This is a genomic window from Novosphingobium sp. HNCC26BN242, from assembly GCF_057180525.1.
This window is the reverse complement of record NZ_JBXUGM010000001.1, coordinates 12253-27285: the sequence shown is the minus strand read 5'-3', so window position 1 is coordinate 27285 and position 15033 is coordinate 12253. Positions and strand designations below refer to the sequence as shown.

11 protein-coding genes are annotated in these 15033 nt (G+C 60.4%); 7 read left to right on the top strand and 4 right to left on the bottom strand.

Features of this window, described 5'->3' with window-relative positions; genetic code table 11:
- Nucleotides 1-5: 5 nt before the first annotated feature.
- Complete coding sequence (locus AC2A1F_RS00110) at nt 6-1070, bottom strand: bifunctional nicotinamide-nucleotide adenylyltransferase/Nudix hydroxylase (RefSeq protein ID WP_484206758.1); 1065 nt, start codon at nt 1068-1070, stop codon at nt 6-8.
- A gap of 102 nt (nt 1071-1172) precedes the next feature.
- On the opposite strand from AC2A1F_RS00110, the gene AC2A1F_RS00105 reads away from it, so the two are divergent.
- The gene (locus AC2A1F_RS00105) at nt 1173-1865 is read left to right on the top strand and encodes an NUDIX hydrolase (protein WP_484206757.1); all 693 of its coding nucleotides are present in this window, start codon (nt 1173-1175) and stop codon (nt 1863-1865) included.
- On the opposite strand, the gene AC2A1F_RS00100 is transcribed toward AC2A1F_RS00105, so the two are convergent.
- Both AC2A1F_RS00100 and AC2A1F_RS00095 read right to left on the bottom strand, forming a co-directional pair.
- Nucleotides 1854-3743 (bottom strand): methyl-accepting chemotaxis protein, encoded by a 1890-nt coding sequence (locus AC2A1F_RS00100; protein WP_484206756.1) that lies wholly within the window; start codon nt 3741-3743, stop codon nt 1854-1856. The two genes, AC2A1F_RS00105 and AC2A1F_RS00100, sit on opposite strands and share 12 nt — an antisense overlap.
- 80 nt (nt 3744-3823) lie before the next feature.
- The gene (locus AC2A1F_RS00095; RefSeq protein WP_484206755.1) at nt 3824-6289 is read right to left on the bottom strand and encodes a TonB-dependent receptor domain-containing protein; all 2466 of its coding nucleotides are present in this window, start codon (nt 6287-6289) and stop codon (nt 3824-3826) included.
- A 284-nt stretch (nt 6290-6573) separates the two neighbouring features.
- Here AC2A1F_RS00095 and AC2A1F_RS00090 point away from each other — a divergent pair, with 284 nt between their 5' ends.
- Nucleotides 6574-7704: a DUF2332 domain-containing protein gene (locus AC2A1F_RS00090; RefSeq protein WP_484206754.1), complete on the top strand. Its 1131-nt coding sequence runs from the start codon at nt 6574-6576 to the stop codon at nt 7702-7704.
- A 121-nt stretch (nt 7705-7825) separates the two neighbouring features.
- On the opposite strand, the gene AC2A1F_RS00085 is transcribed toward AC2A1F_RS00090, so the two are convergent.
- The gene (locus tag AC2A1F_RS00085) at nt 7826-8854 is read right to left on the bottom strand and encodes a chemotaxis protein CheB (RefSeq protein WP_484206753.1); all 1029 of its coding nucleotides are present in this window, start codon (nt 8852-8854) and stop codon (nt 7826-7828) included.
- Nucleotides 8855-9157: 303 nt separating this feature from the next.
- On the opposite strand from AC2A1F_RS00085, the gene AC2A1F_RS00080 reads away from it, so the two are divergent.
- From AC2A1F_RS00080 to AC2A1F_RS00060, 5 genes are read left to right on the top strand one after another with little or no spacing between them, the layout of a single operon-like run.
- Entirely contained in the window at nt 9158-10705 is a 1548-nt protein-coding gene (locus AC2A1F_RS00080; RefSeq protein ID WP_484206752.1) for a methyl-accepting chemotaxis protein, read from the top strand.
- Between the two features lie 23 nt (nt 10706-10728).
- Nucleotides 10729-10989, top strand: coding sequence for a chemotaxis protein CheX (locus AC2A1F_RS00075; protein ID WP_484206751.1), 261 nt, complete (start codon nt 10729-10731; stop codon nt 10987-10989).
- A complete protein-coding gene (locus AC2A1F_RS00070; protein WP_484206750.1) occupies nt 10986-13139 on the top strand; it encodes a chemotaxis protein CheA in 2154 nt (717 codons plus the stop codon). The genes AC2A1F_RS00075 and AC2A1F_RS00070 overlap by 4 nt, the downstream gene beginning before the upstream one ends.
- Nucleotides 13136-14008 carry a CheR family methyltransferase gene (locus tag AC2A1F_RS00065; RefSeq protein ID WP_484206749.1) on the top strand — a complete coding sequence of 291 codons (873 nt, stop codon included), beginning with the start codon at nt 13136-13138 and terminating at the stop codon, nt 14006-14008. The genes AC2A1F_RS00070 and AC2A1F_RS00065 overlap by 4 nt, the downstream gene beginning before the upstream one ends.
- Entirely contained in the window at nt 14005-15030 is a 1026-nt protein-coding gene (locus tag AC2A1F_RS00060; RefSeq protein WP_484206748.1) for a protein-glutamate methylesterase/protein-glutamine glutaminase, read from the top strand. The genes AC2A1F_RS00065 and AC2A1F_RS00060 overlap by 4 nt, the downstream gene beginning before the upstream one ends.
- Nucleotides 15031-15033: the final 3 nt, after the last annotated feature.

Sequence of the window (15033 nt, the reverse complement as noted above, 5' to 3'; positions counted from 1 at the left end):
AGTCTTCAAAGATCGGCCATTTCCTCGATGACGGCCCAGTGGTCCTCGAACAGCATTTCCGGGGACAGGTCGCCAAAGCGGTACCAATGCGCATGGGCCGCATCGTCGCCGCCTTTCACGCTGAACAGCTTGCGGCGTTCAGGCAGGCGGAAGAGGAAAGCGTGGGTGATGATCCGCCCGCGCAGCGAGCGGCTCGGTGCATCGAACACCCGCGTGCGTGCATCCTCGATGAAGCTGGCGAGCATTGCAGGCGGGATCTGGCCCTTGCCATCGCTGATCGCGGTTTCCTCGCGCAGTTCGCGGATGGCGGCATCACGGATGCGTTCGGCCGAATTGACGAAACCGCCGGGCAACGCGAGCAGGCCTTTGCCAGGCGCGCGGCCCCGCTCCACCAGCAGGATGTGGCCCGACTGGATGACGACAGCATCGGCGGTGACAAAAGGCCCCGTGCCCCACTGCGCGGGATAGGCGGCGAGGAACTCGGCTTCTTCAAGCAGAGACTTAAACGGCGCACCCAGCATGAACTCGCGCAGAAAGTCGGCTACGCCCGCGGAGAGGATGCTGGCGGGCACTTCGGGGATGCGCTGGAAATAGCGCTGGCGGACATCACTCGACGAAAAGGTGCCGTACTGGCTCTCAACCTGCAGGTTCTCCCATTCGGGAAATAGCTTGAGGTAATAGGACGAAGCATCCTTGCCATAACCGGCCAGCGCCACACGGAAATCGCGCAGGCCATGGTTCTGGAAGCCGTGGCCGTTGCCATGCTCAAGCACCAGTGCGCGCACCTTGCGCTGGATTTGCGTGACCCAGGCGGTGTCGGAATAGAGGTGATCGTCAATCGGCGCGATGATCAACCGGCCTTGCGCCACCTCGTGCCGGAAAGCGGAGCGCAGCATCGCCTCACGCTCGGCATAACTGAAGGGATTGCGTGGATCGCGGGCGACGTTGGCCGAGCCTACCAAAACAATCAGCCGCTCGACCTGATCGAGGGCGCGGGCGATGACATGTTCGTGGCCAACGTGCAGAGGCTGGAAGCGTCCGATGAAGACGCCGAAATCAAACTTGCTCATATCCGAGGCTCCCCCAGATGATCAAAGCGAGGCGGACTCCCCGACTCGCTTTGACCTTATGCGCACTAGACTTATATTCAGTCAAGATATAAGTATGGCAACATGAGCTACCCGCCTTTTGCCGTTACCGTTGACTTGGTGCTGATGACCGTTGCTGATGGCACTTTATCAGTCCTTCTTCAGCAGCGGGCCGAGGAGCCGTTTGCCGGAATCCTTGCGCTGCCCGGGGGCTTTGTCGGGATCGATGAGACACTGGAGAGCGCCGCGCGCCGAGTGCTGGCAGACAAAGCGGGTCTTGCCGCTGGTGGAAACGCGTGGCTGGAGCAGCTCTACACCTTCGGCGATCCGCAACGCGACCCGCGCATGCGCACGGTCAGCATTGCCTACTTCGCCCTGCTGCCGCACATGATGCTGGAAGGGGCCACGACATCCCGCTCAGATCTCAACCTCACCTCGGTGATCGAACCAAGCGGGCCACTGGCCTTTGACCATGCCACCATCATTTCCACAGCGCATGATCGGCTGAGGGGTAAGCTGGACTACGTGCCCATCGCCTTTGCGTTGCTGCCAGAGCTGTTCACCCTGCGTGACCTGCAGACAGTGCACGAGGCCATTACCGGCACCACTTTCAACAAGCCCGCCTTCCGCCGCCGCATGCTCGACACCGGCTGGATCGAACCTACCGGCATGCGCGAAAGCGACACGCGATTTCGGCCAGCAGAGCTTTACAGGGCAAGCAGGCAGATTGCCGACCGGGCAAGCCGGGCGGAAATGGAGGCGCAATCAGAACTCTGACCAGTCGGTATCGATGGCAAGATTGCCGCTGACGGCGGGAAGCGGTGCCCGCTCTTTGCTGGAAAAATTGGAAACCTGCCGCACGGATGGTGCAACGCGTGCCGGTTGCCGGATCGGGCGCTGCGTGGCGGGCGCCGAACCAAGGTTGCCCTGCCCGCTCCGCTCACTGGAAATCTTGAAGCTTGAAAAGGCGTTGGCGAGTTGCGCAGCCTCCTGCGTCAAGTTCTTGGTCGCGGCATTGGTTTCCTCGACCATGGCAGCATTCTGCTGCGTCATCTGGTCCATGGTGCCAATGGCCTGGTTGATCTTTCGCAGAGCGACGCTCTGTTCGCCAGCCGTTTCAGCAATTGTTGAAATCGATGCGGTCACGGTACCGACGCGGGTAATGATCGTCTCGAGCGCAGAGCCCGTTTCGTTCACCAGCGACACGCCTGAACGGACGTGTCCGGTCACGGCCTCAACCCGCTGCTTAATGGCGTTGGCAGCATCGGTAGCCCGTTGCGCCAGAGCACGTACTTCGGACGCAACGACCGCAAAGCCCTTGCCTGCCTCACCAGCACGGGCAGCTTCCACGCCTGCATTAAGTGCGAGGAGGTTGGTCTGGAAAGCAATTCCATCGATCATCGTCGTGATTTCGGAGATTTCGGCGCTCGCGCGCTCGACATTGTCCATTGCCTCGATTGCCCTGCTGACGATCTTGCCGCCGTTCTCGGCCTCGCCACGGGCCTCGATCATCGAACCGCTGACATCCGATGCAATCTTGGCATAAGCTTCGATCTGCGTGGTGAGGTGGTCCATCGACGAGGACGAGGACTGCAGGCTGGCAGCCTGCTGTTCGCTGCGCATGGCAAGGTCGGTGGTTGCCTGCTGAATCTCGCTTGAGGTCAGGTTAATCGCCTGAATGCTGTCCTGCACCAGTTCCATCGCATTGCACAGCCGCTCCATCGCCTCGTTGAAATCGTCGGCGACAGTCTGGAAGGCGGGCGGCACGTTGGAAAGGCGCACGGAAAGGTTGGCCTGCGCAACGGCGGCAAGATTGGCACCGATCTTGGCCATGGCCTCCTCGCGCTCCTTGACCGCACGATCCCGTTCGATTGCGGCATCCCGAAAGACCATGACGGCCTGTGCCATGGCGCCCAGTTCATCGCTGCGATCGCTGCCGGGGATCACCACATCGCTTTGGCCTCGGGCCAATATGGACATCGTCTGCGTAAGGTTCACGATCGGGGTGGCAATCGATTTTGAAAGCTTGCGAGCCAGCATCAGCGTCAAGCCGATAAGGAGTGCGCCGCCGACAATGAGCCCAGCCCAGGCAAAGATCATCGCGCTTGTCTGACGCTCCGTCTCGGCAGTTATGGCCTTATGCTGCGCATCGCGCACCGTCCGCAGCGGGAGCACTGCATCGCTGACCAGCACTGCCTTGCCAGCATCGCGGATCGCCTGCTGCGCGGCATCACGTTGGCCAGACTTTACGACTTCGATGTATTTATCGCCCCAGTTTTCGCGCCATTTCAGTGTCTCTGCGCGTGAGGTGCGCACCAGTTCCTGCAATGCAGGATCGGTCAGCCGCTTTTCCAGCGCGGCCGAGGTCTTGTCATAATCGTCCCGCCCTTCGAAGTAGGACTTCAGATACGTTGCATCACCTGTGACAAGGTATCCGCGCATCTGGCTGTTCTGCCGCAGCAGCGCAGTTTCCAGTGTCAGCGTATCGGCCAGCACGGCCTGGCTTTCGGTGTTGCGCGCAGTGACGCTGGAAATCATCGCAAGGCTGATGCCGAATATGATCATCATCACAGCCGCGGTGACGTTTAGCGCCATGAAGGCAACGCCGAGCCGGCGCGGAATGTTCATGCGCTCAAGAGCAGATTTGGCGAGCACGGTGCGGGGTATCCTTGAATTGAAGGGCTGCGAATTGAAGGGCTGCGGCCCGCCACCGGGAGGGACGGGCCGCAATGGGATCAAAATGAATAGCGCAGCGCGGCGGTGACAGTCCGGCCGTTCATGACCTGAGCATTGACCAGACCACCGGCCGGGATCACCGCCGAGGCGAGTTGCACGACGGCGAGCTTGTTGAACACGTTGAAGGCATTGATGCCGATCTGGACGCGCTCGGCCGGGCGGAGCTGCAGGTAGGGGCTGACCAGAACATAACCGGGCTGGCGCAGGATATTGCTATCCTGAGCAAAGCTGCCGGTCGTACCGTTTACCACGGTGCCGAATGTGACTTTGCCAAATTCCACCTGCGGCCGGGCCTGGAACGCGAACGATGGCAAGTGGCGTGGCCGATTGCCGTTCAGCGCAGGGTTGGACCGATCGTTGTCGATGGTGGCCTTTGTCCACGTTCCGCCCAGCGTGAGCGAAAACGGCCCCTTGCGAATATCGCCTTCGAGCTCGATACCCTTGGCGCTGTAGGTGCGATCCACCTGGATCACCACAACACGCCCGTCGGCATCGGCACCGATCTGGTAGTTGCGCTCTCCGGTCGAAGCCCAGAAGCCGGTGACATAAAATGTGACATCGTCCTTGCGGAACTTCACGCCCGCTTCTGCCTGCTTGACCACATTGAAGGCAATCGAAGGATCAAGAAGGCTGCCCGAATTAGGGTTCAAGCCTGTAGGGCCAAGGATGCGCTCGGCATTGGCGCGGCCGCCGCGGCTGTAGCGGGCAAAGACCGAGATCGGTTCGGCAATGCGGTAGTTCACACCTGCCGAGTAGGACAGGTAATCATAGTCGTAATCGACAATGGCAGGCCGGCCCAAGGGCAGGATCGCCACCTTGGTTTCTGCCACCGAAATCGTGCCGTTACGGTTGATATCAAGCGCAGTCTCGCCAACCCGACCACCACCGAAATCGGCATCGAGCACATTGCCCGTAACACTTCCGCGATCCCAGCGCACACTGGCGCCAATCGCCAGCTTGCCGATCTGGTAGTTGACCGATCCATAGGGTGCGATGATGTTGTAGTTCAGATCATAACGGGTGTGATACGTCGACACCGGAATGGCAAATCCGAAGCCGTAGGCATAAACGCCGTTGTCGGTCAGCGGCACACCTGCCGGGCTTGTCAGGTTGACCGGGGCATTGCGCCCTCCACCTGCCAGATCATTGAATGAATTCTGGAAATTCCAGTACATGTCTACCGACTGGCTGGACTTGTAGAGACCCGCTGTCGTCGTGAGGCGCCCTTCACCCACGTTCCACACGCGGCTGGCACGCAGATCATTGGTCAGGTTGCTGATATCGTTGAGCTGGGCGTTGATGCGGATCGAATAGGCCAGCAGACGACCATCGGTTATGGCCTGCCCTGCCGATGGGCCTCCGACATAGCTCAGCGCGCTGCCCGGTGCGCCGATGATCGCGGCCAGAACCGGGCCAGGCGCGGTGACCATCGCAATGCTTTCGTTGTATTCGCCACTGTTGCTGGCAAAGCGGAAGCGATTGCTGACCGTCCAGCCGGCAACATCGAACTGTGCCTCAAGGCCAATGGCCTTGCTGATGCCGCGCAAGCCGTTGGAAGCATCGAAAGTGGTCGGGTTGTTGTTCTGATCCACGCCGAGGTAGCGAGCGCTGAAGCGGGATTCATAGGCATCACCGCGCACACTGTTGCCCGGCAAGTCGGCAATCTTCGGTGCTTCGTTGGTGCCCGATACAACGACCGGAAACAGCGCATAGTTGGGCTGTCGATCATCCAGATACTTACCGTAAAAGCGGATGTAGCCATTGGCGAACTGCTTGGTCACATTGGCTTTGATCTGACCGCCGCGAAAACCATCATAGCCGAGGTCGCGCGGGCCTTCGCCCTGGCGGAAGAAGCCACCGACGTGGAAGCGCCAGCCATCGCCCAGCGGGCTGCCATAGGCAAAGTCCATGCGCTTCAGATCATGGCCGACGCCGCTGGAAACCTGCATCACGCCCCCTGCCGTCTCACCCGTGCGCGAAATCAGGTTGACCACGCCGCCAGGCGAATTCGATGCAAATGTCGAGGCTGATCCTCCACGGATGGCCTGAACCTGCGACAGCGTAAGGTCGGCACGCAGGAACTGGTCAGCTGAAGCAAAGTGCAGATCGCCAAATTCCAGCACTGGCAACCCGTCTTCCTGCAGCTGCAGGAACTTTGATCCGTCCGCCGAAAGCGGGAGGCCGCGCACGGTGATAGCGGAAAAACCGTCGATATCCGATGTTTCGGCGCGAATGCCAGGGATGTTCTGCATGATGCCAGCAATCGAGTTGACCGAAAGCTTGGAAAGATCAGCCTCGTCGATCACGCTTGCCGAAATTGCAGTATCGAGCAGGTCACGCCCCTTGGCTACGCCTGTGCTGAACGCTTTGCGCGCTGATGCGGGCGCTTCGGTGTCCGCGCCTCCTGCAGGCTGGCTTGCTTCTGACGAAGCGCCATCCTCGGCAGCCCAGACGGGTTGGTACATCGTTGTGGCAAGAAGAGCGGCAACAAGAACTGATACTTTATGCATGGACTACCTCGTATGACGGCTGTGCGTCGCTCGTGAAATTCGAGGGTTAGCCCTAGTTTGCTCGTCTTAATCGGCGGCGCTGGCGCGGTTATGTATTTCTACGACGGTTGGCTAACATCTTCACACAACTCGCTTTTCAAGAAGCATACGCATTTTCCCCTAGCTGGGTGTTGGCACGGATTTGGTCATGTCTGCCTATTTGCTGAGGCGAATGCCCCTTTCCATGAAAGACCTGTCACTTGACCTCTTCCACCGCTTTCGTGCCTGCGGGCGTTCCTGCAATCGAGCCTTCGTGGAATGAGAGCCGGGCCGAAGCGCAACTGCAGGTCGAAGCCGAAAAAGCGCGCAACTTTGGCAAGAACATGGTGGCAGCGGTGCTGGAAAGTGTCGCCCGCGTACTACCGCAAGCACCACAGATGCGCGCGCTCATCGAAAGCTGGCCCGGCGATCTTGCTGGTGCTGGCGTGATCTTCCGGCTCAATGCGGGACTGCACGCCTTGGCCCGATCCGGCAGGAATACAACCTTGCAAGCAATCTATACCGATGGGCAGGCAGGATTGATTGCCGCCCCGGCAAGGCTCGATGCGGCTGTGGGCGAAGCCCTTGCCAATCATACGCAGGATCTGATGCATTGGATGGCCGGACCAACGCAAACCAATGAGGTAGCGCGCGTGGCGGGCTTTGTCGGCGCAATGCTCGAACTTGCTTCGCCACACTCACTGCCCTGCGAGGTACTTGAATTTGGCAGCAGTGCCGGGCTGAACCTCAATTTCGCGCACTATGCCTGCCATCTTGGCACTACGGTTAGCGGCCCGACAGGCAGCCCTGTGCAGCTTACGCCACGCTGGGAGGGGCGCTCACCGCCGGAAACCGCGCTGGTCATCAAAAGTGCCGCCGGGGTAGACCTTAGCCCGCCCGACATCCGCAACGATGCCGATTGTGAGCGGCTGCACGCCTATATCTGGCCCGGCGAGCAGGAGCGGACCGAGCGGTTGTGCGCAGCCATTGCCATCGCCCGGGTTCGTCCCCCGCAGGTTGAGGCTGGCCTGGCCAGCCATTGGCTTGCCCGCCAACTGGCTTTGCCACAGCACGAGGGCACGCGCCGGGTCGTGATCCATTCTATGGTGGTGCAGTACATGAGCAAGCAGGAGCGCGCTGCGGTTGATGCTGCGGTTGTGCTGGCCGGAGCTGCAGCCACCCCCGCACGGCCCCTTGCGCGGATTGGCATGGAATGGAACGAAGATCGCAGCGCAGTAGAGTTGTGCGTAACGCAATGGAACGGATCGCCGGAAAGCGGCAAAAAGATCATTGCGGCGCGTTGCCATCCTTATGGTGAATGGTTCCGCTGGTATGGGATCAACCAAGCCTGAGCTGGACTTCGGACGCACAACACCATGGTGCGCGACAAATGCTTTTCAGCCCTACGAACCAGGCGGCCGGGGTTGTCGCCCCGCAATGATGCTAACACTTTAGGATTGCTGCGACCGGGTTTCAGCCCTGATTGCACTTGGCCAGTAGGGTATCAGTCAGCGCCTCCAGCGGCAGTCCGCTTACGGCCGCGCCTGCTGCCAGTGCCGCCGCCGGGGCCTCACCCACAGTGGCGGTGGATGGATCCTGCACCAGCGTTTCGCAACCGGCATCACGCATCAGCTTCAGTCCACGTGCTCCATCGTTGCCTGTACCCGACAGCACAGCCCCCACTGCGGGCACTGCAGCACGCGCCAGAGTTCCGAACAGCAAGGTGGCCGAGGGGCGTGCGCCTTCTACAGGATCACGCTCGACAAGCCGCAGCCGGTGCGGATCACCCGCTTCAAAACAGACATGCCGGTCGGGGTCGTAGGCGATGTGAATGGTGCCCTGCACCAGCGTTGCCCCATCCTTGGCCGCAACGACTTTGCATTCCAGTTCGCGATCAAGCTTGGCGATGAAGGATTCCACTAGCGCAGGTTCTGCCTGCAAAGCCACGACGGTGGGCGGACAATTGGGCGGGTAGGCTGAAAACAGCTCGGTCAGCGCATCAATTCCGCCCATCGACGCGCTCAACGCGACGACATGGCCATTCCACGCAAAGGTAGCGACGGTTTCCTTTGGCACAACCTTGCGACGGCCGTCGCGGATATTGGAATTGGCGGCAGCCAGCACGATCTTGCCGAGCTTGCCCACGGTCTTGGCGAATTGTTCCGGCGTTGCCTTCAGTGGCTTTGGGAAACATTCCACAGCCCCAAGTTCAAAGGCCTTGAGCGAGGTTTCGGCTCCGCTTTGCGTCAAGCTGGAAAGCATGACCACCGGCATTGGACGCTCCTCCATGATCTCGGCCAGGAATTCGATGCCGCTCATGCCCGGCATTTCAACGTCCAGCGTCAGCACATTGGGCCGCAGCTGGGCAATCTGGTTGCGGGCATCGGCGGCATCGCGTGCGGTGCCAACCACGGTAACACCTTTGGACTGATCGAGAATATCGGAAAACAGCGCACGCATCGCGGCGGAATCATCGACGACAAGAACGCGTGCATCATGCATGGCTGGATACTCATTTGGTGAAACGACCGTGACGACAGCTTTAACGGTTACTGTTCAAGCAGGCCCTGCCATCCCCCTCCGTGTGTTCCCCTAGTGCAGCCTTAGCCGCCTGTTTTCCGGGCTAGGTTAACAAGCATCGCAATAGACACGCCAGATCGGGCCGAAACGGGGAAATCATGCGACATTTCCATCTTACGCCGCTGCAAAATGCAGCGGACTATAAGGTTTGCACCTCGGTTCGCGACCATGGCACCGCGCTTTTGACGGTTGCTGCACATGACGAAAAAACGGGAGCCAATCCAGATGCCTGATGACCTTCGCCAACGTCTCGACTTCTATGGTCTGTCACACGAAACAGCCGCCTTGCAGCGCATGGGCAACAACGTAACGCGCCATCTCGATGGCGCGCTGGCCCGCTTCTATGACAAAATCTCGGCCACCCCCGCTGTAGCCAAGCTATTTTCCGGCCGCGGTCACATGGATGGGGCCGCCCGCTCGCAGAAGAACCACTGGGTTTCGATGTTCGAGGAGGGGCTGAACGAAAAGTACCTGCAGCGCGCCAATGTCGTGGGCAATGTGCATGCCCGCATCGGGCTGGAGCCGCGCTGGTACATCGGCGGTTATGGCCTGATTCTGGACGAGATGATCAAGCGCATGGTCGCACCCGGGTTGCTGGGACTGTTGCCGTGGAAGCGGCGACAGGCGCACGAATTGTCGCTGCTGGTGCGCGCCTCGTTGCTGGACATTGATCTGGCGCTGTCTGCCTATTTTGTGAAAGCCGAGGAACAGACCCGCAATATCGTGTTGGGCCAGATGGGCGAGGCTTTGGCCAAGCTTTCACAGGGCGATCTCACCGCGCGGATGAGCGGTTTGCCGCCAGCCTTTATTCCGGCTGAAAATGATTTCAATTCCGCCATGGCTTCGTTGCAGCAGACCATTGATGGGGTGGTGTCCGGCATCAGGTCGATCTCCACAGCATCGGCAGAGATCCGGTCGGCCTCTGATGATCTGGCAATGCGCAACGAACAGCAGGCAGCGAGTCTTGAAGAGACCGTTGCAGCGATGAACCAGGTAACCGCCAGCGTGAAGGATACCGCATCGAATGCGGGCGAAGTGCGGCAGGCAATGGATGGTGCACATCGGCAGGCCAGCGAAGGCGGCTTGGTGGTGAAGCAGGCGACCGAAGCAATGGCTGCGATCGAACAATCCGCCCGGCAGATTTCGCAGATTATCAGCGTAATCGACGGGATTGCTTTCCAAACAAACCTCTTGGCCCTTAACGCCGGGGTAGAAGCTGCGCGCGCTGGCGATGCTGGCAAGGGCTTTGCCGTGGTGGCCAATGAAGTGCGGGCGCTGGCACAGCGCAGTGCCGATGCTGCGCGCGATATCAAGGATCTGATCACCACCAGTACCGAACAGGTTGGCAGCGGCGTGGAACTGGTCGGCCAGACCGGGAACTTGCTGGAGCGGATTGTTGGCAGCGTGGGGGAAATCAACGAGCTGGTGCGCGGGATTGCCGATGCCGCTGCGACACAGGCCGAGAACCTGCAGCAGGTGAATGCCGCCGTGGGCGAAATGGACCGCATGACGCAGCAGAACGCCGCCATGGTCGAACAATCCACCGCCGCTGCGCGCGGCATGGCCGATGAGGCAGGAAACGTTCTGCGATTGGTGGCACAGTTTGACATCGGCAAGCCGGTCGCGTTGTCGGCCCCGGCCCGTCAGGCACCGGCCAGCGCCCGCGCAAGCCAGCCCAGCGCTCCGCGTCCGACGCCCTCGCGCAAGGCTGCGCCTGTGCAGGGCAATTTGGCGATAAAGGCCGAAGTTGCGGAAGACTGGAGCGAGTTCTGACTCGCGTGATGGAGACGACAACCATGGCCACAATCATTCTTCCAGCCCGCTGCGACCGTGCTGCCACCACCGCCCTGCTGCCCGAATTCGTGGCCGCGATGGGCAACGAGGATCTGGAGATTGACGCCAGCAAGACCACGCTGGTGGGCTATGCAATGCTGCAGCTGCTGGCGAGCGCGAAGAACAGCTTTGCGCGATTGCGCATCATACCATCCGAAGCTCTGCGTGATGCAGCGCGGCTGACGGGCCTGGAAGTTCACCTGTTTGAAGAGATGGCGCAATGACCCCTGAGGAAATCCAGCAGATATTCTTTGTCGAATGCGAAGAATCGCTGGCCGCGGCCGAAACGGGTCTGGCGGCATGCCGAGACGGCACGCAAGATGACGATACTGTCAATAGCGTGTTCCGCGCAGTCCATTCGATCAAGGGCGGGGCCGGCGCTTTCGGCTATGCTGCCTTGCAGGCCTATACCCATACCTTCGAAACGCTGCTTTCCGATGTTCGAGATGGCAGTGTGGCCTTGAGCGATACGCTGTGCAGCCTGTTGCTGCGCGCGCTGGACACGCTGAGCGATCATGTGACAGCAGCGCAGGAAAGCACAGCGGCGCCCGATGATGCAGCATTGCTGGCCGAGCTGACTGCAGCACAGGCTGATGGCGCGGCGGCTGCAGCTCCCCCCGCCCCTGCGCCACCTGCGTGCACAGCAGAGGCACCATCGCCTATGCCGGATGCCGATGTCGAGCCGAGTGAGGCTGAAGTTGATCTTGATGCCTTGCTTGACGATCTGATTGGCCCCGCGCCGACGGCTGAGCCAGTTGCGCCCGCCCCTGCTCCCGATTGGCAATTGCACCTGCACCCACATGCCGGTGCCATGCGCAACGGGGCCGAACCGATGGCCCTGCTACGCGAACTGGCAAGCATGGGCGCACGTTGCATCACCTGCAATCTCTCGCATCTGCCAGGGCTCGACATGCTGGATTGCGAGCAGGGCTATCTTGGCTTTACGTACGAGGTGCCTAACAGTGTTGCAGAGGCGGACGCGACGGAAATCTTTGATTTCGTGCGCGATGACTGGGGCATTGCCGTTGGTGATGATGCCGCAAGACCGCCAGTGGAAATCGCAGTCAGGAAGCCGCCCCCAGAAGTGACGGTCAAGGAAGAGGTTGCACCGATTGCTTCGATGACCGTTGACGCGGGCGAAGCCATCCCAGCAACAGTTGCTGCGGCCACTGCAGCACCGGGTGCGCCCGCTGCTGGCCAATCGATCCGCATCGATCTGGCCAAGCTGGACCGGCTGATCGACACCGTGGGCGAAATGGTAATTGCGCAGGCCATGCTGGCCCAGCGGCTGGAAGGCGATACTGCCGCCAAGGAAGAGCTGCAGATGCTGGAAGGGCTGACGCGCGACATTCAGGAAAGCGCCATGTCAATCCGTGCCCAGCCGATCAGTTCGGTGTTTAGCCGGGTGCCCCGCATCCTGCGCGAACTGGCCGTTTCGACCGGCAAACATGTGCGGTTGGAAGTGATCGGTGAAACCACCGAACTCGACAAGACCGTACTCGAACGGCTGGGCGAGCCGCTGACCCATCTGATCCGTAACGCCGTGGACCATGGCATTGAAAGCGCCGATCAGCGTCTGGCCGCAGGCAAGCCTGCCGAAGGCACGCTGACGCTTTCGGCGGAACAACGCTCTGGCCGCATCCTCATCAAGGTGGCTGATGACGGCAAGGGCATCGACCGGGCGCGCGTGCTGGAAAAAGCCATCGCGCAAGGCATAGTTGCGGCGGAAAACCAGCTCACCCCCGAAGATATCGACCATCTGATCTTCGCGCCGGGTTTCTCCACTGCGCAAGCAGTCACCAGCGTATCCGGCCGTGGCGTGGGCATGGATGTGGTGCGCCAGAACGTGAAGAATCTGGGTGGCCGCATCACAATCGAATCCGAAGCCGGAGTGGGCACGACCTTTACGCTTGCGCTGCCGCTGACGCTGGCCATTTCGGACGGCATGATCGTCAACGTCGGCGACCAGACGCTGGTCGTCCCGCTGACCCATGTGGTGGAAAGCCTGCGTCCCACTGCGCAGGAAGTGCAGGGTCTTGGCACGGCACGCCAGATGCTCAACGTGCGTGGGCGGTTTGTGCCGATCATCCCGGTGGGGCACCACACCGGCTTTACCGGCAAGGTAATGCAGCCCCACGACGGCGTACTGATCATTGTTGATACGCAAGTGGCCGGGCAAGCAGCACTGCTGGTGGATACCATCAGCGACCAGCGGCAATTCGTCATCAAGAGCCTTGAGGCCAATTATCGTGCTGTCGAAGGCGTTGCGGGAGCTACCATTCTTGGCGATGGCCGAGTGGCGCTGATCCTTGATGTCGACAGCCTTGTCGGTGGCGCGCTGGGGCAATCATCCACCATCCGTGAGGCGGCATGAATCTGACCGCTGCCTTTGCTGATGGCCGCGTGCCAGGGGTCAGTCCGAATGTCTATTCGGACGCTGATTTCCGGGCGATTGCGGATTTGATCTATGCCGAATCCGGCAATGTCCTGCCCCAGGGCAAAGCGATGCTCGTCTATTCGCGCATTGCACCGCTTGTGCGCAAAACGGGCAAGCAGAACTTTGCCGACTATATCGAGTTGATCCGCAACGATCCCGATGAGCGCAAGTGCGCAGTAGACGCGCTGACGACCAATCACACGTTCTTTTTCCGCGAAAGTCACCATTTCCGCCATTTTGCCGAGCATGTGCGCCCGCATCTGATGCAGCAGATGGAAGCAGGGGGGCGTGCACGGCTGTGGTCGGCCGGCTGCTCCAGCGGTGAGGAAACATGGTCACTGGTTTTGACACTTCTGGGCGAAGACCGCTCGGAAGGCCTGCGTATGTTGAAACGCGATCTGGTGCTTCTGGCCAGCGATTTGGCTGCGCATGTGCTGCGCAAAGCCGCTTCTGCGACCTATACCGCATCTGAAATCAAGGATTTGCCGCCAAAGTTGAAAGCCAACTGGCTCAAACATGTTGGTGACAGCATATCAGTGAACGAGGAGGCGCGTGCCATTGTGCGCTTTCGCGAACTCAATCTCCTTGGCGATTGGCCGATGCGCCAGGAGTTCGACGTGATCTTCTGCCGCAATGTCATGATCTATTTCGACACCGAGACAAAGGAGCGTCTGGTCGCGCGCTTTGTCGAGCAGCTCAAGCCTGGCGGGTATCTTTACATCGGTCACAGTGAGCGGGCTTCGGGGCCAGCGATGAAGCAGATCGAGTGTGTCGGTCCAACAATCTACCGGAAGAGGGCGGCATGACGATACGCGTGCTCATCATTGACGATTCCGCAACCATGCGCGCAATCCTGACCTCGCGGCTGTCTAGCGAACCTGACATCACGGTCATCGGCGCGGCCGGCAATGCAGCCGAAGGGCGGGCGATGATCAAGGAACTCGATCCCGACGTGGTCACACTCGACATCGAGATGCCAGGCATGAACGGGCTGGATTTTCTTGAAAAGATCATGACCTTGCGGCCCACGCCGGTCATCATCGTTTCAGGCACCACGCAAAAGGGCAGCGAGATGACCGCGCGCGCTCTCGCATTGGGCGCAGTGGATTGCTATTCCAAAAGCAATCGCGCGGGCGGCATGCCGCTGGATGACGATGGCAAGCTTGCCAGCCTTGTTCGCCACGCTGCAAGAATGGGCTTCACTGGCGGGCTGCCGCAGCCCTCGGTCACAGCACAGCGGGCGGCCGATACTGTGCCGTTCGATGTGCAGGCGATTGCCATCGGTTCATCGACCGGTGGTGTGGAAGCCTTGCAGATTCTGCTGCAAGACTTCCCGACCGATTGCCCTCCGACGCTGATCGTGCAGCACGTCAACGCGCGCTTTGCACCAGCAATTGCCCAATCGCTTGACCGTGTTTGCCCGGCCAAGGTGATCATGGCCGATAGCGACATGCGGTTGCAACGCGGAACGGTTTACTTCGCGCCCGGCGGTGATCGCCATCTGATGGTGCGGGGTAGTGGCCAGGCTTTCACCAAGTTGCGGCAGGGCGATCCGGTTTCTGGCCACGTTCCCAGCGTGGATGTGCTGTTTCAGTCGATGGCCGAAGTCTTTGCCGATCGTGCGGTGGGCATTCTCCTCACCGGAATGGGCAGCGATGGAGCCAAAGGCTTGCTGGCAATGGCTGAACGCGGCGCGTTCACGATTGCGCAGGACGAGGCAAGTTGCGCTGTCTTCGGCATGCCGCGCGCGGCCATTGCACTTGGCGCTGCCCGGGTGGTCGCCCCCATTGAACACATCACTCGCCACGCTTTCAGCAAGGCCGCCTGACCG